The sequence below is a fragment of the Kumtagia sp. genome, assembly GCF_059502445.1.
On the sequence record NZ_JCACER010000063.1, the window covers coordinates 1 to 19,140 of the forward strand.

Annotated in this window: 22 protein-coding genes; 5 read left to right on the top strand and 17 right to left on the bottom strand. The window is 65.4% G+C overall.

All coding sequences use genetic code 11. The annotated features are described in order from the left end of the window. Positions 1-250 precede the first annotated feature (250 nt). The 4 genes from AC5JDC_RS18190 to AC5JDC_RS18205 all read left to right on the top strand — a co-directional run bounded on the left by AC5JDC_RS18190 (position 251) and on the right by AC5JDC_RS18205 (position 3,317). The gene (locus tag AC5JDC_RS18190) at positions 251-1,189 is read left to right on the top strand and encodes a tyrosine recombinase XerC (protein WP_495843348.1); all 939 of its coding nucleotides are present in this window, start codon (positions 251-253) and stop codon (positions 1,187-1,189) included. Between the two features lie 71 nt (positions 1,190-1,260). After that, positions 1,261-2,337 (top strand): TraB/GumN family protein, encoded by a 1,077-nt coding sequence (locus AC5JDC_RS18195; protein WP_495843350.1) that lies wholly within the window; start codon positions 1,261-1,263, stop codon positions 2,335-2,337. 79 nt (positions 2,338-2,416) lie between these two features. After that, positions 2,417-2,614 (top strand): hypothetical protein, encoded by a 198-nt coding sequence (locus tag AC5JDC_RS18200; protein ID WP_106772913.1) that lies wholly within the window; start codon positions 2,417-2,419, stop codon positions 2,612-2,614. A gap of 178 nt (positions 2,615-2,792) precedes the next feature. Continuing rightward, positions 2,793-3,317, top strand: a complete 525-nt coding sequence (locus AC5JDC_RS18205) for a hypothetical protein (RefSeq protein ID WP_207771006.1) — start codon at positions 2,793-2,795, stop codon at positions 3,315-3,317. 92 nt (positions 3,318-3,409) lie between these two features. Here the strand turns inward: AC5JDC_RS18205 and lpdA are convergent, their stop codons facing one another. The 17 genes from lpdA to mdh all read right to left on the bottom strand — a co-directional run bounded on the left by lpdA (position 3,410) and on the right by mdh (position 18,279). Continuing rightward, entirely contained in the window at positions 3,410-4,816 is a 1,407-nt protein-coding gene (gene lpdA / locus AC5JDC_RS18210) for a dihydrolipoyl dehydrogenase (RefSeq protein ID WP_495843353.1), read from the bottom strand. A gap of 24 nt (positions 4,817-4,840) precedes the next feature. Then, complete coding sequence (locus AC5JDC_RS18215) at positions 4,841-5,596, bottom strand: SDR family oxidoreductase (protein ID WP_495843355.1); 756 nt, start codon at positions 5,594-5,596, stop codon at positions 4,841-4,843. Next, positions 5,593-6,171 carry a hypothetical protein gene (locus tag AC5JDC_RS18220; protein WP_495843357.1) on the bottom strand — a complete coding sequence of 193 codons (579 nt, stop codon included), beginning with the start codon at positions 6,169-6,171 and terminating at the stop codon, positions 5,593-5,595. The genes AC5JDC_RS18215 and AC5JDC_RS18220 overlap by 4 nt, the downstream gene beginning before the upstream one ends. 262 nt (positions 6,172-6,433) lie before the next feature. Then, positions 6,434-6,862, bottom strand: coding sequence for a VOC family protein (locus tag AC5JDC_RS18225; RefSeq protein ID WP_106772910.1), 429 nt, complete (start codon positions 6,860-6,862; stop codon positions 6,434-6,436). Positions 6,863-6,964: 102 nt separating this feature from the next. Next, positions 6,965-7,369, bottom strand: coding sequence for an MAPEG family protein (locus AC5JDC_RS18230; RefSeq protein ID WP_495843359.1), 405 nt, complete (start codon positions 7,367-7,369; stop codon positions 6,965-6,967). 123 nt (positions 7,370-7,492) lie between these two features. Next, complete coding sequence (locus AC5JDC_RS18235; RefSeq protein ID WP_495843361.1) at positions 7,493-7,954, bottom strand: hypothetical protein; 462 nt, start codon at positions 7,952-7,954, stop codon at positions 7,493-7,495. A 167-nt stretch (positions 7,955-8,121) separates the two neighbouring features. Further along, complete coding sequence (gene odhB / locus AC5JDC_RS18240) at positions 8,122-9,426, bottom strand: 2-oxoglutarate dehydrogenase complex dihydrolipoyllysine-residue succinyltransferase (protein ID WP_495843363.1); 1,305 nt, start codon at positions 9,424-9,426, stop codon at positions 8,122-8,124. 169 nt (positions 9,427-9,595) lie between these two features. After that, positions 9,596-12,586 (bottom strand): 2-oxoglutarate dehydrogenase E1 component, encoded by a 2,991-nt coding sequence (locus tag AC5JDC_RS18245; protein WP_495843365.1) that lies wholly within the window; start codon positions 12,584-12,586, stop codon positions 9,596-9,598. Between the two features lie 122 nt (positions 12,587-12,708). Beyond that, positions 12,709-13,623 carry a succinate--CoA ligase subunit alpha gene (gene sucD / locus AC5JDC_RS18250; RefSeq protein WP_495843367.1) on the bottom strand — a complete coding sequence of 305 codons (915 nt, stop codon included), beginning with the start codon at positions 13,621-13,623 and terminating at the stop codon, positions 12,709-12,711. A gap of 23 nt (positions 13,624-13,646) precedes the next feature. After that, entirely contained in the window at positions 13,647-13,988 is a 342-nt protein-coding gene (locus AC5JDC_RS18255) for a hypothetical protein (protein ID WP_495843369.1), read from the bottom strand. 11 nt (positions 13,989-13,999) lie between these two features. Next, positions 14,000-14,443, bottom strand: coding sequence for a PIN domain-containing protein (locus AC5JDC_RS18260; RefSeq protein ID WP_106772902.1), 444 nt, complete (start codon positions 14,441-14,443; stop codon positions 14,000-14,002). Then, positions 14,343-14,657 carry a hypothetical protein gene (locus AC5JDC_RS18265; RefSeq protein ID WP_495843371.1) on the bottom strand — a complete coding sequence of 105 codons (315 nt, stop codon included), beginning with the start codon at positions 14,655-14,657 and terminating at the stop codon, positions 14,343-14,345. The genes AC5JDC_RS18260 and AC5JDC_RS18265 overlap by 101 nt, the downstream gene beginning before the upstream one ends. Positions 14,658-14,720: 63 nt before the next feature. Next, on the bottom strand, positions 14,721-15,092 hold the full coding sequence (locus AC5JDC_RS18270; protein WP_495843373.1) for a cupin domain-containing protein: 372 nt from the start codon (positions 15,090-15,092) through the stop codon (positions 14,721-14,723). Next, positions 15,093-15,506 (bottom strand): hypothetical protein, encoded by a 414-nt coding sequence (locus AC5JDC_RS18275; RefSeq protein ID WP_495843375.1) that lies wholly within the window; start codon positions 15,504-15,506, stop codon positions 15,093-15,095. It abuts the gene before it with no gap. A gap of 3 nt (positions 15,507-15,509) precedes the next feature. Next, the gene (gene sucC, locus AC5JDC_RS18280; protein ID WP_495843377.1) at positions 15,510-16,703 is read right to left on the bottom strand and encodes an ADP-forming succinate--CoA ligase subunit beta; all 1,194 of its coding nucleotides are present in this window, start codon (positions 16,701-16,703) and stop codon (positions 15,510-15,512) included. Then, positions 16,700-17,191 carry a hypothetical protein gene (locus AC5JDC_RS18285; RefSeq protein ID WP_495843379.1) on the bottom strand — a complete coding sequence of 164 codons (492 nt, stop codon included), beginning with the start codon at positions 17,189-17,191 and terminating at the stop codon, positions 16,700-16,702. The genes sucC and AC5JDC_RS18285 overlap by 4 nt, the downstream gene beginning before the upstream one ends. Positions 17,192-17,313: 122 nt before the next feature. Beyond that, positions 17,314-18,279, bottom strand: coding sequence for a malate dehydrogenase (mdh, locus tag AC5JDC_RS18290; protein WP_495843381.1), 966 nt, complete (start codon positions 18,277-18,279; stop codon positions 17,314-17,316). 207 nt (positions 18,280-18,486) lie between these two features. Between mdh and AC5JDC_RS18295 the strand changes: the two genes are divergently transcribed. Then, entirely contained in the window at positions 18,487-18,915 is a 429-nt protein-coding gene (locus tag AC5JDC_RS18295) for a GNAT family N-acetyltransferase (RefSeq protein ID WP_495843383.1), read from the top strand. Positions 18,916-19,140 lie beyond the last annotated feature (225 nt).

The following is a 19,140-nucleotide window of genomic DNA, read 5'->3' on the forward strand; positions in this document are numbered from 1 at the left end:
TGGGAGCAACCGCAGCCCCCAACAAGAGCAATTATGCCATCTCACCATGAGGGCTGCTGGGCACGATCTGAAATGCCGGCGGGACTGCAACCCGGATAGGTGAAGAACCGAGGTCCTCCGCGCCGCCGCTAACCGCCCTCCTGGGATGTGTGAATCCGATAGTCCCCACAAGGGGAGGGAAACGCGGCGGCGTTCACGTCTTGCTAACCAGGACACGGCAAGCATCGGGAGACAAGCCGGAGCGAGGCCCATGAAGGAATTCCTCATCGCCGCAAAGCCAGACCTGCAGGCGGCGCGCGAAAGCTGGCTGAAGATGCTGGCCAGGGAACGCAGGTTGTCGGCGCTGACCGTCGAGGCCTATGAGCGCGACACCAGGCAGTTCCTGCAGTTCCTGACCGGCCATCGCGGCGGCGCGCCGGGCATTGCCGACATCGCCGATCTGCGCCCGGCGGACCTGCGCGCCTTCCTCGCCGCGCGGCGCAAGGACGGCGCCGGCGCGCGTACGCTGGGACGCGGGCTGGCGGGGGTGCGTTCGCTGCTGCGCTTCCTCGAGCGCAGGGGGCTGGTCAATGCCGCGGGCGCGGCGGCTCTGCGGGCGCCGAGGCAGCCGAAGTCGCTGCCGAAACCGCTGACGGCGGCGGATGCGCGGCGCGTCGTCTCGGAGGACGAGCAGCTGGCGGAAGAGCCGTGGGTGGCGGCGCGCGACGCCGCCGTGCTCACTTTGCTCTACGGTTCGGGGCTGCGCATATCGGAGGCGCTCGGCCTGCCGGCGGGGGCGCTGGCCTCGCCCGGCGACAGCGTTCTCAGGGTCACCGGCAAGGGCGGCAAGACCCGCCTGGTGCCGGTGCTGCCGGTGGCCGTGCAGGCGGTCGCGGAATACCGGCGGCTCTGCCCCTACCATCTCGATGCGCAGGGACCGCTGTTCCGCGGCGCCCGCGGCGGGCCGCTCAATCCGGCGATCGTGCAGCGGGCGATGCGCAAGATGCGCGGCGCGCTCAACCTGCCGGATACGGCGACGCCGCACGCGCTGCGCCATTCCTTCGCCACGCACCTGCTCGGGCGCGGCGGCGACCTGCGTGTCATCCAGGAACTGCTCGGCCATGCCAGCCTGTCGACCACGCAGGTCTATACCGGCGTCGACACGGCGCGGCTGCTGGAAATCTACCAGGCGGCGCATCCGCGCGCCTGAGCACATCGAACGCTGCAAGTTTCGCATCGGACTTAACGGTTTTGCCGCTTTTGCCCGGTAGCTTTCCGGCCATGAAACGTGTGATTGCCTTTGCCGACCGCGGCGCCCTGCCGCTGGTGAAACTGCTGGTCGCGGCCAACCTGCTGTTCTTCCTGTCCTTCGCGCTGATGGTCGCGCTGGCGACGGAGCGCGCGCGGGCCGAAGAGGTCACATGCTCCGGCAAGGACATGCTGGCCGAGCTGAAGACCAGCGACCCGGCGGCGCTGGCGCGCATCGAGGCCGAGGCGGGCAGGACCGAGAACGGCGAGGGCCTGCTCTGGAAGATCGAGAAGGACGGCGGTCCTGCCTCCTATCTCTTCGGCACCATGCACGTCACCGATCCGCGCGTGACGGCGCTGCCGCCGGCCGCGCAGACGGCCTATGACGCGTCGGGCACGGTCGTCATCGAGACGACGGACGTGCTCGACCAGTCGAAGATGGCGGCGATCATGGTGGAGCGGCCGGAGCTGATGATGTTCACCGACGACACCACGCTCGCCTCGCTGATCCCGCCGGGCGAGGTGGACGGCGTCAACAAAGCGCTGGAGGCGCGCGGCATCCCGCCCTACAGCGTCGCCAAGATGAAGCCGTGGATCATCTCGGCGATGATCGCGCTGCCGGCCTGCGAGCTGCAGCGCAAGGCCGGCGGGGCGCCGGTGCTCGACATCAAGCTCGGCCATGAGGCGGCGGCCGCGGGCAAGACGCTGGAGGGGCTGGAGACGGCCGTCGACCAGCTTGAGGCGATGGCGTCGCTGCCGATGCAGTTCCACATCCAGGGGCTGGTCGACACGCTGAAGCTCGGCGACCGCGTCGACGACGTCATCGAGACGATGATCGTGCTCTATACGCGCGGCGACACGGGCATGTTCTGGCCGCTGTTCAACGCCGTCCTGCCGGATGGCGGCGGGGGCGAGGCATCGGGTTATGCGGCCTTCGAGGAGACCATGATCACGGCGCGCAACCGGACCATGGCCGAGCATGCCGTGCCGATCCTCGACGCCGGCAATGCCTTCATCGCGGTCGGCGCCCTGCATCTGCCCGGGCCGGAGGGGCTGGTGGCGCTGCTGCGCAAGGCCGGCTACACGGTGTCGCGCGCCGACCGGGGCTGACGTTCACGCAAAGCGTGATTTGGCTGATACGGCCGGCTTTGTTAGCCTGTCCGGGTCGCCAACCAGAAGGACAGCATGGATGACCAAGCTTCTCCTGATTGCCGCCGGCCTCGGCCTCGCCGTTTCCGGAGCCCAGGCATGCGAATACCAGAAATCCGTGAAGGCCACCGAACTCGACAAGACGACGGTGGCGAGCGTCGCCGTTCCGCAGTCCAAGCCGGTCGTCACCCAAGAGGCGGCCGCTGAAAAGCCGCAGGTCGAAAAGACCGTCGAATAGCCGCAACATTCGCCGTCGCGCAGGACCTGCCGGCGGCTTGAAAATCCGGACGATCCAGGGAACGCCGCGCCCAGCGCGGCGTTCCCTTTTTTCGTTGCGGGAGAAACGTTCAACTCCACGTGAAACCGAATCGCCGGTCGTGCGTTGTGTCGTCATCGCAACCGATGGAGGACCAGCCATGGCCAACCCTCAGCGCGTGCCGGATCCCCGGCGCGATGACCCCATCAACCCGGTTCCCCCGCTCGGGGCCGACCCGATGGGTGAGCGTCTGACCCCGACGAACGGGCACGATCCGCATGTCGACAACCGCACCGTCGTCGCCGAGCGCTCGCGCGGCAGCGGCGTCCTGATCGCGGTCGTCGTGCTGGTTCTGGCGGTGATCGCCTATTTCATCTTCGCGCCTGGCGCGGAGAACACGCCGGGAACGGCCGACCAGCCGGCAACGACGACGACCGAACCGGCAACGCCGGCGCCCGACGCAACGGCGCCCGCCCCGGCTCCTGACGCCGCGGCTCCGGCTCCGGACGCTGCGGCTCCCGCGACCCCGGCTCCCGATGCGACGGCCCCGGCCGCGCCCGCGACGCCGGCTCCGAGCGAGACCGCTCCGGCCACGCCGCCCGCCGACAGCACGGCTCCGGCACCGGATGCGACGGCTCCCGCCGCCCCGGCCCCGGCCGAACCTGCCCCGGCTCCGGCGCAGTAAGGGCGACGCTCAAGGCTGAACGACAAGCGGCCCGCTTCGGCGGGCCGCTCAAGTGCGTCTGAATATCCGTCCGGACAGAGGCGGGCGCCGGCCTACATATGGATCGGCTTGAAGAAAGTCGCCAGCGCGGCCTCCTTTACCGCTTCCGACATGGTCGGATGCGCATGGCAGGTGCGGGCCAGATCCTCCGAGGAGCCGCCGAACTCCATCAGCACGGCGATCTCGTGGATCATCTCGCCGGCGCCGAAGCCGACGATGTGGCCGCCCAGGACCCGGTCGGTCGCCTTGTCGGCCAGGATCTTCACGAAGCCGTCGGTGTGCAGCATGGCGCGGGCGCGGCCGTTGGCGGTGAACGGGAACTTTCCGACCTTGTAGTCGATGCCCGCCTTCTTCAGCTCCTCCTCGGTCCTGCCGACCGAGGCGACCTCGGGGCTGGTATAGACCACGCTCGGAATGACGTCGTAGTTCACATGGCCCTTCTGGCCGGCGATGGTCTCGGCCACCGCGACGCCCTCGTCCTCGGCCTTGTGGGCGAGCATCGGCCCGGCGATGGCGTCGCCGATGGCATAGATGCCGGGCAGGTTGGTCCGCAGGTGCTGGTCGGTCTTGACGCGGCCGCGCTCGTCCAGCTCCACGCCGGCCTCGGCGAGGCCGAGGCCGTCGGTATAGGGACGGCGGCCGGTGGCGACCAGCACCACGTCGGCCTCGATGGTCTCGGCGTCGCCGCCCTTGACCGGCTCGAAGGTCACTTTCGCGCCCTTCTTGATCTTCTCCACGCCGGTGACCTTGGAGCCCAGGCGGATGTCGAAACCCTGCTTGGCCAGCATGCGGCCGAACTGTTTCGCCACCTCGCCGTCCATGCCGCCGAGCACCGTGTCGAGATATTCGACGACGGTGACTTTCGAGCCGAGGCGGCCCCAGACCGAGCCGAGCTCGAGGCCGATGACGCCGCCGCCGACGACGATCAGATGCGCCGGCGGCTTGTCCAGCGACAGCGCGCCGGTGGACGAGACGATGACCGTTTCGTCGATGTCGACCTTGACGCCCGGAATGCCGGCAACGTCGGAGCCGGTGGCAATCACGATCGCCCTGGTCTCCAGCTCCTGTGTGCCGCCGCCTTCCAGCGCGACCGAGACTTTTCCGGCCGAGACGATGCGGCCGGTGCCCTGGATGCCGTCGATCTTGTTCTTCTTGAACAGGAAGGCGACGCCGTTGACGTTGGAGGCGACGGTGGCGTCCTTGTGCTCCATCATCTTCTTGAGGTTGAGCCTGGGCTTGCCGACTTCGACGCCGAGCGCCTCCAGGCCGTGGCCGGCTTCCGCGAACATCTCCGACGCGTGCAGCAGCGCCTTGGAAGGGATGCAGCCGATGTTGAGGCAGGTGCCGCCATAGGTGGCGCGCTTCTCCACCACCGCCACCTTGAGGCCGAGCTGCGCCGCCTTGATGGCGCAGACATAGCCCCCCGGGCCGCTTCCGATGACAACGACGTCATAAGCCATGAACCTGTCCTTCCGTCTGGGCGGTCAGCGCCCGCCGCTCACGTTGAGAATCGCGCCCGTCGTATAGGACGCGCCGTCCGACAAAAGCCAGAGGATCGCGTCGGCGATTTCCTCGGGATTGCCCTCGCGCTTCACCGGCACCAGCCCGCGCATGGCGGCGACCCGGTCGGGCTGTCCGCCGGAGGCATGGATGTCGGTGCCGACGATGCCGGGCCTGACCGCGTTGACGCGGATGCCTTCCTCCGCCACCTCGCGCGCCAAGCCGAGGGTGAATGAATCGATCGCGCCTTTGGCGGCGGCATAGTCGACATATTCGCCCGCTCCGCCGATGACGGCGGCGATGGACGACACGTTGACGATGGCGCCGCCCTTGCCGCCGTGCCTTGTCGACATGCGCTTCACCGCCTCGCGGGCGCACAGGATCGGGCCTATGACGTTGATGCGCATCATGCGCTCTAGCCGTGCGACGCTCACGGCGTCGACGCGCGCCTTGCGGTCGACGACGCCGGCATTGTTGACCAGCGCGTCGATGCGGCCGAGCTCCCGGTCGACCGTCTCGAACATGGAGAGCACGTCCGCCTCGCTTCCGATGTCGCCCTTGACGGCAATCGCGTCGCCGCCGCCTTGGCGGATCGTGTCGACGACGGCGTCGGCGGAGGCGGTGTCGGAGACGTAGTTGACGGCGACGCGGTAGCCCCGCTTTGCCGCGAGCAGGCAGGTGGCGGCGCCGATGCCGCGGCCGCCGCCGGTGACCAGCAGTACCTTGCCCGCCTTGCTCATTCCTGGCAGCCGCTCATGGTGAAGACATCCTGGGGGAGCCTGTCGAAGCCGTTTTCGCCGAAGGCGGGCGACAGGCGCAGCGCATGGGCGAGGTCGGACAGGATCAGCGTCGGCGGCGCCGGCGTGCCTTCGGCCGGCAGCAGCCCGACCGCCCCCTGCTTGTCGACGGTATAGATGACGCCCTGCCACAGCGTGCAGGCTTCAAGCTCCTCGCCGGTGGCGTCGCCCACCGGGCAGTCGCGGCCGACGATGCCGTTCGGCCGCGCCACCTCGGCGCTCCACATCACCATGCCGTCCATGACCGTCTCGCCGACGATCAGGCGGAAGCTGTTGGTGACGGCGGCGCTCTGGCCGGTCGGGCGGAATTCGAGCTCGGCGACGCCGTCGATGTCGCGATAGGTGGCGAGCTCGACCGGGCAGGCGGCGAAGGCGGGGGAGGGGAGGAGGAGGGCGAGTGCTGCCTTGAGGAAGACAGCCAGAGGCGGGAAGAGTCGCGCTTTACGTGGCCCCCCTCTGTCCAGCCGGACATCTCCCCCACCATAGGGGAGGGCAATCGCGTATGAGTTTACCCCCACCCCTAACCCCTCCCCACAAGGGGGAGGGGGACCGGCTTGCGTCTCCGCCAGGCGCCAATCGCCGACGGCTTTGCGTGGCATGGCTGCCGCGAAGTCCCCCTCCCCCCCTTGTGGGGAGGGGTTAGGGGTGGGGGTACAAGGCGGCAGAACCCATCTATCGCCCCCCCTTGCGGGGGAGATGTCCGGCAGGACAGAGGGGGGTGGGACGAAGAGCCGATCCGATCAAGCCACGACCGCATCTTGGCCAACTTGCGGCCGCCTCTCATCCCGCCTTCGCCAGCGGCGCGTTGAAGGCCCAGACATGGCCGAACGGATCGCGGATCTTGCCGTAGCGGGCGCCCCAGAACTGGTCGGCCACCGGCATGGTGATCTCCGCTCCGGCCGAGGCGGCCCGGCGCACGGCGCGGTCGACGTCGATCGGCGAGCGCAGGTTGATGCTGATCGTCAGCCCGGCGCCGCCGCGCGTCTCCGGCGAAAAGACGTCCGGCGAGAACTCCGGGAACTCGTCGTGCAGCATCACCTCCGAGCCGAACATGGACAGGTTGGCATGCAGCACCCGCTCGCCGTCCTCGGCGATCTGCTCGAAGGTCTCGACCGCCCCGAACGCCTTCTCGTACCAGGCGATCGCCTCCTGCCCGCGCTTCACGCACAGATGCACCTGAATGGGCGGGATGTCCGGTTCGAAAGCCATGTGCCCCTTTCATCGCGTGGTCCAGGCCCGCCAACTGTAGCGGACGCGGCACGAAACGGAAGGCACAGCTTGCGAGGCGCGCCAGTCCAGCGGGAAAGATGCTCATGCGATCAGGCGGACGAGCATCAGCACGAGGCCGAGGGTCGAGACGTTCCAGGCGACGGTGCGCAGGACGGGCACGCCCGCGGCATAGAGCGGGAGATAGACGACGCGCGCGGCGAGCCACACCCAGGCGCCGGTCGCGCCGAGGCCGCCGGCCTTGCCGGTGACCACCAGCGCCAGCGCCAGCGCGACGAAGGCCGGGTAGGTTTCGAGCAGGTTGCGCAATGCCCGGGCGAGCCGCCCGGCGATCACGTTCTTCGAGACGCGACCTGCGTCGCGCGGCCCGGCGAGATATTTCGGGCCGAGGTCGTAGGTGGCGAGCGCCTGGGCGATCACTTGCCCGATCAGCAGGACGACGCTCCAGGCGAGGACGGTGATTTCGGACGATTGAGCCGCAGTTTCCATGGTTATTTGCCCTTCAGTTCGGCAGTTCTGCGCCCGGTCGTTTGCTGATGGTGGATAGCTGATCTTGCGGTGGGATGAATAATGTGTCTGCTGGTATTGGCTGTTGCGAAGAGGAGTTTCGGATTAGCGGACGGTTACGACTATGTCGATCTCGTGAATATCTCCTGTGCTATAATAAGCCCGAATCTTCAGCACGTCCTTTCCGATAAAGCCGCGATCCGGTGTGTATTGAATTTTCGTACCGGACACGGTTAGCGATTTGCATTTGTAGTATGGATCTTTCGCGTATTTTCTTGCCAGTGTGATCTTTCCCCGTCCGATTTTGGTTTTTCCGTGCCTCGGCGGGGAAACGATCTTTGCGGTCGGAAATGCCCGAACACTGCAATCCTGATTGACATCCCAGTGTTCGGCCAGGACGAATGCTCGGCCCTTCGCAGTCGATTTGTTCCATTTGAGATAGGTTGTCTCTGCCTCTGCGCCATTGACAGTGAACGCCAAAAGCAGCGCGCCCACGGTCGCGCCCAGTAGTTGTGACAGCTTTCTCAATTCCGCCCCCCCCTGCATCTGGCCAAGATGACGCTGCACCAGTGCTCCAATGATACGCATACGCAACGCGGCAAGGGCAAGGCGCAGGTGCCGGGGACAGTTTACTTTTTTCGGCCTGCGCGACTTCTGAACTGCTGCGGCCTTTCTGCCGAAAGAAAGTAAACTGTCCCCTGTGCTTTACTGCCGTCAAGCATCCCGGCGGTCCGTCACAAATCCAACACGAGCCGTTCCGGGTCCTCCAGGCTCTCCTTGACCCGTACCAGGAAGGTAACGGCTTCCTTGCCGTCGACGATGCGGTGGTCGTAGGAGAGCGCCAGGTACATCATCGGGCGGATGACGATCTGGCCGCCGACCACCACCGGCCGCTCCTGGATCTTGTGCATGCCGAGGATGCCGGATTGCGGGGCATTGAGGATCGGCGTCGACATCAGCGAGCCGTAGACGCCGCCGTTGGAGATGGTGAAGGTGCCGCCCTGCATGTCGGCGACCGACAGCTTTCCGTCGCGCGCGGCCAGCCCGAGGCGGCCGATCTCCTTCTCGATCTCGGCGATCGACATCGTGTCCGCATTGCGCACCACCGGCACGACAAGACCCTTTTCGGTGCCGACCGCGACGCCGATATGGGCGAAGTTCTTGTAGATGATGTCGGTGCCGTCGATCTCGGCGTTGACGGCCGGGATCTCCTTCAGCGCGTGGGTGACGGCCTTGGTGAAGAAGCCCATGAAGCCGAGCTTGACGCCGTGCTTCTTCTCGAACACGTCCTTGTATTTGGTGCGCAGGTCCATCACCGCCTTCATGTCCACCTCGTTGAAGGTGGTGAGCATGGCGGCGCTGGTCTGCGCCTCCTTCAGTCGGCGCGCGATGGTCTGGCGCAGCTTCGTCATGCGCACGCGCTCCTCGCGCGTCTCGTCCTCGGCGGGCGAGGGGGCGCGGGCGGCGGCGGGCGCCTTGGGGGTCTCCACCGGCTGCGACGGCGCGCCTCTGGCGATCGCCTCGAGCACGTCGCCCTTCAGCACCTGGCCGCGCTTGCCCGAGCCCTGCACCTGATCGACGGCGATATTGGCCTCCGCCAACAGCTTGGCCGCGGAGGGAGCGGGCGGCATCTTGCGCTCGGTCACCGGGCCGGCATCGCCAGCGGTGTCGGCGGTCTTTTCCGCCGCTTCCCTGGTGGTGGCGGCGGCAGAGGTGCCGGCGGCCTGGGCGACGGCTTCCGGCTTGGCCTCCGCAGGCTTCGGCGCCTCGGCGGGTTTCGGTGCCTCGGCTTTGGCCGCGGCGCCGTCGCCGATCGAGCCGAGCAGGGCGCCGACGCCGACGGTCTCGCCTTCCTTGGCGGCGATCTCCGACAGCGTGCCGGCGGTGGGCGCCGGCACCTCGACCGTCACCTTGTCGGTCTCCAGCTCGAGCAGCGGCTCGTCGACGGCGATGGCATCGCCGACCTTCTTGAACCACTTTCCGATGGTGGCCTCGGTGACGGATTCGCCGAGGGTGGGGACGCGGATTTCGCTGGCCATTATGGGGTGTCCTGTCGGTTTCTTTCGGCTGCCCTGACGATACCCCCACCCCTTACCCCTCCCCACAAGGGGGAGGGCGATTCTGGGGCGTTGGCGCGCCCCTCCCCCTTGTGGGGAGGGGTAAGGGGTGGGGGTGGACGGTGAAGCAACATCGAGAACGATCCGCCGCTTATTCGCCGAGGGCGTCGTCGAGGAATGCCTGGAGCTGCTCCAGATGCTTCGACATCATGCCGGTCGCCGGCGAGGCGGCGGCGGGCCGGCCGGTGTAGCGCACACGCTGGTGCTTGGCGTCGATATGGGCGAGCACCCATTCCAGATAGGGGTCGATGAAGGACCAGGCGCCCATGTTCTTGGGCTCCTCCTGACACCACACCATCTCGGCGCCGCGGAAGCGCGACAGCTCGTTGATCAGCGCCTTGGCCGGGAACGGGTAGAGCTGCTCGAGGCGCAGCAGGTAGACGTCGTTGACGCCGCGCTTCTCGCGCTCCTCGTAAAGGTCGTAATAGACCTTGCCGGAGCACATGACGACGCGGCGGATCTTCGAATCCTTGACCAGCTTGACGCCTTCGGCACCGCCGTTTGCCTGCGCGTCGTCCCACAGCAGGCGGTGGAACGTGCTTTCGCCCGACATTTCCGACAGGCTTGACACGGCGCGCTTGTGGCGCAGCAGCGACTTCGGCGTCATCAGCACCAGCGGCTTGCGGAAGTCGCGCTTGAGCTGGCGGCGCAGGATGTGGAAATAGTTCGCCGGCGTGGTGACGTTGGCGACCTGCATGTTGTCCTCGGCGCAGAGCTGCAGGAAACGTTCCAGGCGGGCCGAGGAATGCTCCGGCCCCTGGCCCTCGTAGCCGTGCGGCAAGAGGCAGACCAGGCCGGACATCCTGAGCCATTTGCGCTCGCCCGACGAGATGAACTGGTCGAACACCACCTGGGCGCCGTTGGCGAAGTCGCCGAACTGCGCCTCCCACAGCGTCAGCGCCCGCGGCTCGGCCAGGCTGTAGCCGTATTCGAAGCCGAGCACGGCCTCTTCCGACAGCATGGAGTTGATGACCTCGTAGCCGGCCTGCGCCGGCGAGAGGTTGTTCAGCGGGATGTAGCGGGTCTCGTCGCGCTGGTCGTAGAGCACCGAATGGCGCTGCGAGAAGGTGCCGCGCTCCGAATCCTGGCCGGACAGGCGCACCGGGTTGCCGTCGAGCAGGATGGCGCCGAAGGCCAGCGCCTCGGCGGTCGACCAGTCGAGGCCCTCGCCGGAATCGATCATCTTGCGGCGCGCTTCGAGGAAACGGCCGATGGTGCGGTGCACCTCGAAGTCCTTCGGCGTGTCGGTGAGCTTGCGGCCGATCTCCTTCAGCGTCTTCAGCGGCACGGCGGTCTTGCCGCGGCGCTGCTCGTCCTGGTTGTCGGCCTTGCGCAGGCCGGACCACACGCCGTCCAGCCAGTCGGCCTTGTTGGGCCGGTAGGCCTGGCCGGCCTCGAACTCGGTCTCCAGCCTGGCGCGCCAGTCGGCCCGCATCCGCTCGAAATCGGCCTGGCCGAGCAGGCCTTCGCCGATCAGCTTGTCGGCGTAGATCTGCACCGTCGTCTTCTGGGTGCGGATCTTGCGGTACATGAGCGGCTGGGTGAAGGCCGGCTCGTCGCCCTCGTTGTGGCCGAAGCGGCGGTAGCAGAACATGTCGACCACCACCGGCTTGTGGAACTTCATGCGGAACTCGGTGGCGATCTTGGCGGCGTAGACCACCGCCTCGGGGTCGTCGCCATTGACGTGGAAGATCGGCGCCTCGATCATCTTGGCGACGTCGGACGGATAGGGCGAGGAGCGCGAGAAGCGCGGATTGGTGGTGAAGCCGATCTGGTTGTTGATGATGACGTGCAGCGTGCCGGCGACGCGATGGCCCTTGAGGCCGGAGAGGCCGAGGCACTCGGCGACCACGCCCTGGCCGGCGAAGGCGGCGTCGCCATGCAGCAGGAGCGGCATGACCTTGGCCCGCTCCTCCAGCGGCACGATCTCCTCGCGGGCGCGGCCGTAGAGCTGGTCCTGCTTGGCGCGCGCCTTGCCCATGACGACCGGGTCGACGATCTCCAGATGCGAGGGGTTGGCCGTCAGCGACAGGTGCACCTTGTTGCCGTCGAACTCGCGGTCGGAGGAGGCGCCGAGGTGGTACTTCACGTCGCCCGAGCCCTCGACGTCGTCGGGGGCGGCCGAGCCGCCCTTGAATTCGTGGAAGATCGCCCGGTGGGGCTTGGCCATCACCTGCGACAGCACGTTGAGACGGCCGCGATGGGCCATGCCGAGCACGATCTCCTTGAGGCCGAGCTGGCCGCCGCGCTTGACGATCTGCTCCAGCGCCGGGATCAGCGACTCGCCGCCGTCGAGGCCGAAGCGCTTGGTGCCCTTGTACTTGACGTCGATGAACTGCTCGAAGCCTTCCGCCTCGATCAGCTTCTGCAGGATCGCCATCTTGCCTTCCGGCGTGAAGGCGATGCCCTTGTCCGGGCCCTCGATGCGCTCCTGGATCCAGGCCTTCTCGACGGGGTCGGAGATGTGCATGAACTCGACGCCGAGCGTCGAACAGTAGGTGCGGTTGAGGATCTCCAGCATTTGCCGGATGGTGGCGTATTCCAGCCCCAGCACGTTGTCGATGAAGATCGGCCGGTCATAGTCGGCCTCGGTGAAGCCGTAGGTGGTCGGCGACAGCTCGTTATAGTCCTCGATCGGCTTGGCGATGCCGAGCGGATCGAGATTGGCGTGCAAATGGCCGCGCATGCGGTAGGCGCGGATCATCATGATGGCGCGCACGGAATCGCGGGTGGCGCCGAGCACCTCGGCGTCCGTCATGATCCGGCCGTCGGCGGCCGCCTTGTCCTTGACCTTCTTCTCGACCCGCTTCTCCAGCGCCGGCCAGTCGCCGTCGAGCGCCGAGACCAACTCGCCATTGGCGACGATCGGCCAGCCGGGCTTGGACCAGGAGGCGCCCTGCGCGTTCTTCCTGACGTCGCCGGCGTCGTCCTTCAGCGCGCCGAAGAAATCCCGCCATTCCGGCGCGACCGACTGCGGATCGTCCTCATAGGCGGCCTGCAGCTGCTCGATATAGTCGGCATTGCCGCCATAGAGGAACGAGGTGAGGGAAAACTGGTCGTTGGCCGTATCGTTGCGTGCCATGCATGTCCCGGAGCGCCGGCTCCGTCTCCTTTCAAGAGCGAATAGGGAGTAGCGAATAGCGAATAGCGAATAGGGAAAAATGGTGTCCCGCCCGCTTCGCTTTCTTCCCTATTCGCTACTCCCTATTCGCTATTCGCTCTCTCACCCGTAATCGCCTCGACCAGCGTCGTGCCGAGGCGGGCCGGCGAGGGAGACACGCGGATGCCCGCCGCCTCCATCGCCGCGATCTTGTCTTCCGCGCCGCCCTTGCCGCCGGATATCACAGCGCCGGCATGGCCCATGGTGCGGCCGGGAGGGGCGGTGCGGCCGGCGATGAAGCCCGCCATCGGCTTGCTTCGGCCCTTCTTCGCCTCGTCCCTGAGGAACTGCGCCGCGTCCTCTTCCGCCGAGCCGCCGATCTCGCCGATCATGATGATCGACCTGGTCTCGTCGTCGGCCAGGAACATTTCGAGGATGTCGATGAATTCCGTGCCTTTCACCGGGTCGCCGCCGATGCCGACCGCGGTCGACTGGCCGAGCCCTTCGTTCGTCGTCTGGAACACCGCTTCATAGGTAAGCGTTCCCGAGCGCGAGACAACGCCCACAGAACCCTTGCGGAAGATGTTGCCCGGCATGATGCCGATCTTGCACTCGTCGGGGGTGACGATGCCCGGGCAGTTCGGCCCGATCAGGCGCGACTTCGACTTGTCGAGCTTTGCCTTGACCTGGACCATGTCGAGCACCGGGATGCCCTCGGTGATGCAGACGATCAGCGGGATCTCCGCCTCGATCGCCTCGATGATTGCCGCCGCCGCACCCGCAGGCGGCACGTAGACGACCGAGGCGTTGGCGCCGGTCTTCTCCTTGCCTTCGGCGACGGTGGCGAAGATCGGCAGCGACACGCTGCCGTCCCAGAAGGTCCCGCCCTTCTTGGGATTGATGCCGCCGACCATTTTTGTGCCGTGATAGGCCAGCGCCTGCTCGGTGTGGAACGTGCCGGTGTTGCCGGTCAGGCCCTGCACGAGGATCTTCGTGTTCTTGTCGATGAGGATGGACATTGGGAATGAGGTCTCCAAGAACGTCAGATGTCGGTTGCGACTTGTTGGTTCGGCTTCGCGGATTGTCGAAAGCTGTGATGACGCAAGATCAGGCCCGTGGACCAAAATGCGGCCAAAAGGGCGGGCACGACGAAGAGAAATGCGGCCGCCGTAGCGCCGATGCATTCGCTCTCATTGATTCGACAAGTCGATGACAGGCCGTTGATCCACGATAGGACATTGAACGCCAATGCCGCGAACGCCAAAATTGATGCTAGCTGGCCGTGATCGCGCAACCGCGACGAAAGCGCGATCGCGAGCAATACAATAACAGGCAGCAGGATCGATAATGTCATCACCAGCGGAATCACGGATTCATCCGACATGACACCGTGCCTCAGACAAATGGATTGACGGCACGCACGGAGCCGTAAACCTGGTTGTGGTTGAGGTCTTCGGTGTAGAAAATCGGCGCGCCAAGCCGCTCGGCGGCGGCAAGCAGCGCTGCGTCGTAGTAGTTGATCCGATAGCGGCGAGCGAAGTCGAGGCCGGCACGCACGTAAATTTCATCGACCGGAACCGACGGGCATGTCCCAAGGAAAACAAGCCAGCGGTCGAGCGCATCATCGGTGAGCAGAGATTTACGACGGCATACCGACGTAAACTCGGCCATGATCTGGCCGGACGTGGCAAAGAGCGAACCCAGGACGAGGGTTTCTGCAACAGGAGAGCGTCGTGGATCACGATTCGCCCTCATTGAAGCCGCGTAAATCAGGACGTTCGAGTCGAGAAAGTATGCGGTTTTCTCGTTCTTCATAGGCGTCCATTCGATTCCAGACATAGGGTTCGCCGCCAGTATCTTTAGCCGCAGCGGCCTTTGCTTCCTCGATCAACTGCCGCATGCCCTCGCGTGCCCAGGCAATCCGATCGGCTTGCTCGACTTCATGTTCCAACAGCGAACGCACCATCGCGTTGAGCGTGGTCTTGCGCTTCTCCGCCAGGGATCGCGCCTGCTCCAGAAGCTTCTCGTCGATTGCCAGCGTCACATTCTTCATGGTCGCCTCCACATAATCACACAGGGCATATATGTGTGATTATGTGTAAAATGTCCATCTCTGCTATAGTCTCTTCAACTCGGTGACCGTCAGGTCGCTCGTGGCATTGCCGGTATTCAGCGTCGTCGCCGGCTCGAACATCAGCACGACCGGCTCATCGGTCAGCGAGCGCGGCCGGTGCTCGATGCCGCGCGGCACCACGATGAAGTCGCCCTCGCCGAGTTCCACCGGCCCGTCGCGGAAATCGATGGCGATCTTGCCGCGCAGCACCAGGAACGCCTCGTCCTCGTTCTCATGCGCGTGCCAGTCGAAACTCTTGCCGAATTTCGCGACCTTGGCCTGCGAGTCGTTGATGTCCCCGGCGATGTGCGGATCGAAGACCTTGGCGATCTTCTGGTCCGCGGCGGTAACGAGGTTGATCTTGCGGGGTGGCATCTAGTGGAACCGCTCAGCGACAAATCGAAATGTATCGTCGTTCACTTCCGCGACTTTGACATGCGAATTGATGTATAGACGTTGGTTCAACTCCTGAATCGGCGAACCTGAGCCAATTCGAGGCAACGCGGCAAAGTCGGCCTTTCTGAGCGGCCTCGTAGGTTGAAACCGATCAAACTCCGCAACAAAAGTGACTAGTCTGTTTCCTTTGGCGTTCCTACCAGCGTCCTGAGCTTCCGACGTGATGCGTCCCAAGGCTATGAGGCCCGATCCGCCAGACTTTTCATCGGTGAACCAAGCAACTTCATCACCAACGGCCGGCCTAGCATCTCTGTAAGCCCACTCAGTGAAGGTCGCATTCCTGACAGGCATGCTGCGGGTGTCAACAGGATGAGTCTTGAGAACGAAGGGCATTTCTTACCCCTTCACCGCCTTCACGATCTTCTGCGCCGCGTCGTCGAGATCGTCGGCGGAAATCACGTTCAGCCCGCTCTCGTTGATGATCTTCTTGCCGAGTTCGACATTGGTGCCTTCCAGCCGCACGACCAGAGGCACTTTCAGCCCGACTTCCTTGACCGCCGCGATCACGCCCTCGGCGATGATGTCGCATTTCATGATGCCGCCGAAGATGTTGACCAGGATGCCCTTCACGGCCGGGTCGGCGGTGATGATCTTGAAGGCGGCCGTGACCTTTTCCTTCGAGGCGCCGCCGCCGACGTCGAGGAAGTTGGCGGGCTCGGCGCCGTAAAGTTTTATGATGTCCATGGTGGCCATCGCCAGGCCGGCGCCGTTCACCATGCAGCCGATATTGCCGTCGAGGGCGACATAGGCGAGGTCGTATTTCGACGCCTCGATCTCCTTCTCGTCCTCCTCGGTGGTGTCGCGCAGCTCGACCACGTCGGGATGGCGGAACAGCGCATTGTTGTCGAACGACACTTTTGCGTCGAGCACGCGCAGCCGGCCGTTCTTCATAACGATCAGCGGGTTGACCTCGAGCAGGCTCATGTCCTTGTCGACGAAAGCCTTGTAGAGCGTCGGGAACACCATCCCGCCGTCCCTGGCCGCGTCGCCGTCGAGCTTAAGCGCTTCGTTGAGCGCCTTCACGTCATCGGCGGTCACGCCCGTCTCCGGATCGATGGCCACGGTGATGATCTTTTCCGGCGTGTCGTGGGCGACGGCCTCGATGTCCATGCCGCCTTCGGTCGAGACGACGAAGGCGATGCGGCCGACCGAGCGGTCGACCAGCAGCGACAGGTAAAGCTCGCGGTCGATATCGGCGCCGTCCTCGATGTAGAGGCGGTTGACCTGCTTGCCGGCCGGGCCGGTCTGCTTGGTCACCAGCGTGTTGCCGAGCATCTCGTTGACGTTGGCCACCACCTCGTCGACCGACTTGGCCAGCCGCACGCCGCCCTTGGCGTCGGGCGAAAGCTCCTTGAATTTTCCCTTGCCGCGGCCGCCGGCATGGATCTGGCTCTTCACCACATAGAGCGGGCCGGGCAGCGACTTGGCGGCCGCGGCCGCCTCGCTCGCCTTGAGGATCGCCACGCCGTCGGCGACCGGCAGGCCGAAACCCTTCAGAAGCTGCTTGCCCTGGTATTCGTGGATGTTCATGGCTTGAAACCCTTTTTAGGCGGCCAGATCGTTTCGCCGGCGGCGGCGATGCGATCCGCTTTCAGGAAATTCGTGGCGATATTTCGGAGAACGGGAAGATGCGCCGCAGCCTGGCCGTCCGCTGCGATCGTGACCTTCTCGCCGCTGATATGGCAAACCAGGATCATGCCTGCTTCCGGGCGCTTGCCAAAGCTGAATAAGGAGGCGGAAGCAAGACGCTTCGTGCCTCGCTCGGTCTCCACTTTGCTGGGATCAAACCGGACGATCACGCGGGCTTCGACCGGTCCAGCCGCATACCCATGGAACCGTGAGTCCCGTTTCGAAACCTCGACAAGGACATCCCTCAGGTCGGTCGCCACCACCTGGTAGTTGGTTTGATTCGACTTCGGCAGATAGAAGGCGACGCCCTCTGCGAGACTTACACCAGTGCTGTCGACAAACGCATCACAGGCACCCGCTGTCCGAGATGCGGCACGAACTTCGGTCACGAAAGCGCCGACGGCAAACGTGGCAGCCGAGAGGGATGCAGCAAACGCCAGCCATCGGACCCGGCTTCGCGAGCCGAGTTCCAATCGAGCAAGGGCGGGCGAGCACTGCACGCGACGGCCTCTCAGCCCTTCAGGCTGGGCGCGATGCCTTCGCAGGCCTCGCACAGGCCCTTCACGGCGGCGACCGATTTCTCGAACATGGCCTGCTCGGCCTTGTTGAAGTCGAGTTCGATGATGCGCTCGACGCCGCCGGCGCCGATCACCACCGGGACGCCGACATACATGTCCTTCACGCCGTACTGGCCCGACAGATAGGCCGCGCAGGGCAGCACGCGCTTCTTGTCCTTGAGGTAACTCTCGGCCATGGCGATCGCCGAGGCGGCCGGGGCGTAGTAGGCGGAGCCGGTCTTCAGCAGGCCGACGATCTCGCCGCCGCCCTTGCGGGTGCGCTCGACGATGGCGTCCAGTTTCTCCTGCGAAGTCCAGCCCATCTTGACCAGGTCGGGCAGCGGGATGCCGGCGACCGTGGAGTAGCGCACCATCGGCACCATGTCGTCGCCGTGGCCGCCCAGCGTCATGGCGCCGACGTCCTCGACCGAGACCTTGAACTCCTCCGAGAGGAAGTAGCGGAAGCGCGCCGAATCGAGCACGCCGGCCATGCCGACCACATGGCTCTTGGGCAGGCCCGAAAACTTCTGCAGGGCCCACACCATGGCGTCGAGCGGGTTGGTGATGCAGATGACGAAGGCGTTCGGCGCATATTTGCGGATGCCGGCGCCCACCTGCTCCATGACCTTCAAATTGATGCCGAGCAGGTCGTCGCGGCTCATGCCGGGCTTGCGCGGCACGCCGGCGGTGACGATGCAGACGTCGGCGCCCTCGATGCCGGCATAGTCGTTGATGCCGGTGTAGCTGGCATCGAAACCCTCGACGGTGGAGGACTGGGCGATGTCGAGGCCCTTGCCCTGGGGAATGCCCTCGGCGATGTCGAACAACACCACGTCGCCGAGTTCCTTGAGGCCGATCAGATGGGCGAGCGTGCCGCCGATCATGCCGGACCCGATGAGAGCGATCTTGCTGCGTGCCATTCGGAACGAACCCCTGTCTTTGAAACGTCGCGGAAAACGCGGTAGAAGCTGACGGGCCCGGAGAAAAGCCCGAACGTCGCGATGCCATAGACCCGACCGCTGTAATATTCAACCGATTATTTTGAGCCCAATACTTTCAATCGGTTAGATTGATTGGTATTTACGTAAACGTCAAAACTGTAACCACCGCGCGGCGGAGGAGCGGTCATGCCGGTCGAGTTCAGGCAGGTGCATCCCGGCGACGAGGCGCTGTTCGAGCGGATCGCCGACGACGTTTTCGACGCGCCGGTGAGGCCCGGCCGGCTGTCGGCCTATCTCGCCGCGCCCGGGCACATCATGATCGTGGCGCTCGACGACGGCGTCATCGTCGGCCAGGCGGCGGGCGTCGTGCATCGCCACCCCGACAAGCCGACCGAGCTTTATGTCGACGAGGTCGGCGTCGCGCCGGCCCGGCAGCGGCAGGGCATCGCCCGCCGCATGCTCGACGAGCTTTTCGCCATCGGCAGCTCGCTCGGCTGCGAGGAGGCGTGGGTCGGGACCGAGCCGGACAATGTTCCGGCGCGGCGGTTCTATGAGACGCGGCCCGAGACGGCAGAGCCGGCGCAGGATTTTGTGATGTATGTCTACGAGCTTTGACGGGTTGTTCGAAGGCAACGACTCGGATTGGAAATACTTGTCGGCTCCCTCGACGCAGCTCGAAACTGGCTTTGCGGCGCCGCCGAATAGGTTTTCTTCATCGGCTTTGGCTTCGCCACCTCCGAGGCCTGGATTCCCGACACTCTCCGCTCGCTCACGAGGTCGGGAATGACGACATCGATTGATGCCTGCGATAATCGTCAGCGTCCTTCCGCCGGTCGTCAA

What these genes read in the sequence shown, in the direction of transcription:
- AC5JDC_RS18190 (WP_495843348.1), top strand. Translation starts at nt 251, where the DNA reads ATGAAGGAATTCCTCATCGCCGCAAAGCCAGACCTGCAGGCGGCGCGC.
- AC5JDC_RS18195 (WP_495843350.1), top strand. Translation starts at nt 1,261, where the DNA reads ATGAAACGTGTGATTGCCTTTGCCGACCGCGGCGCCCTGCCGCTGGTG.
- AC5JDC_RS18200 (WP_106772913.1), top strand. Translation starts at nt 2,417, where the DNA reads ATGACCAAGCTTCTCCTGATTGCCGCCGGCCTCGGCCTCGCCGTTTCC.
- AC5JDC_RS18205 (WP_207771006.1), top strand. Translation starts at nt 2,793, where the DNA reads ATGGCCAACCCTCAGCGCGTGCCGGATCCCCGGCGCGATGACCCCATC.
- lpdA (WP_495843353.1), bottom strand. Translation starts at nt 4,816, where the DNA reads ATGGCTTATGACGTCGTTGTCATCGGAAGCGGCCCGGGGGGCTATGTC.
- AC5JDC_RS18215 (WP_495843355.1), bottom strand. Translation starts at nt 5,596, where the DNA reads ATGAGCAAGGCGGGCAAGGTACTGCTGGTCACCGGCGGCGGCCGCGGC.
- AC5JDC_RS18225 (WP_106772910.1), bottom strand. Translation starts at nt 6,862, where the DNA reads ATGGCTTTCGAACCGGACATCCCGCCCATTCAGGTGCATCTGTGCGTG.
- AC5JDC_RS18230 (WP_495843359.1), bottom strand. Translation starts at nt 7,369, where the DNA reads ATGGAAACTGCGGCTCAATCGTCCGAAATCACCGTCCTCGCCTGGAGC.
- odhB (WP_495843363.1), bottom strand. Translation starts at nt 9,426, where the DNA reads ATGGCCAGCGAAATCCGCGTCCCCACCCTCGGCGAATCCGTCACCGAG.
- AC5JDC_RS18245 (WP_495843365.1), bottom strand. Translation starts at nt 12,586, where the DNA reads ATGGCACGCAACGATACGGCCAACGACCAGTTTTCCCTCACCTCGTTC.
- sucD (WP_495843367.1), bottom strand. Translation starts at nt 13,623, where the DNA reads ATGTCCATCCTCATCGACAAGAACACGAAGATCCTCGTGCAGGGCCTG.
- AC5JDC_RS18255 (WP_495843369.1), bottom strand. Translation starts at nt 13,988, where the DNA reads ATGTCGGATGAATCCGTGATTCCGCTGGTGATGACATTATCGATCCTG.
- AC5JDC_RS18260 (WP_106772902.1), bottom strand. Translation starts at nt 14,443, where the DNA reads ATGTCTGGAATCGAATGGACGCCTATGAAGAACGAGAAAACCGCATAC.
- AC5JDC_RS18265 (WP_495843371.1), bottom strand. Translation starts at nt 14,657, where the DNA reads ATGAAGAATGTGACGCTGGCAATCGACGAGAAGCTTCTGGAGCAGGCG.
- AC5JDC_RS18270 (WP_495843373.1), bottom strand. Translation starts at nt 15,092, where the DNA reads ATGCCACCCCGCAAGATCAACCTCGTTACCGCCGCGGACCAGAAGATC.
- AC5JDC_RS18275 (WP_495843375.1), bottom strand. Translation starts at nt 15,506, where the DNA reads ATGCCCTTCGTTCTCAAGACTCATCCTGTTGACACCCGCAGCATGCCT.
- sucC (WP_495843377.1), bottom strand. Translation starts at nt 16,703, where the DNA reads ATGAACATCCACGAATACCAGGGCAAGCAGCTTCTGAAGGGTTTCGGC.
- mdh (WP_495843381.1), bottom strand. Translation starts at nt 18,279, where the DNA reads ATGGCACGCAGCAAGATCGCTCTCATCGGGTCCGGCATGATCGGCGGC.
- AC5JDC_RS18295 (WP_495843383.1), top strand. Translation starts at nt 18,487, where the DNA reads ATGCCGGTCGAGTTCAGGCAGGTGCATCCCGGCGACGAGGCGCTGTTC.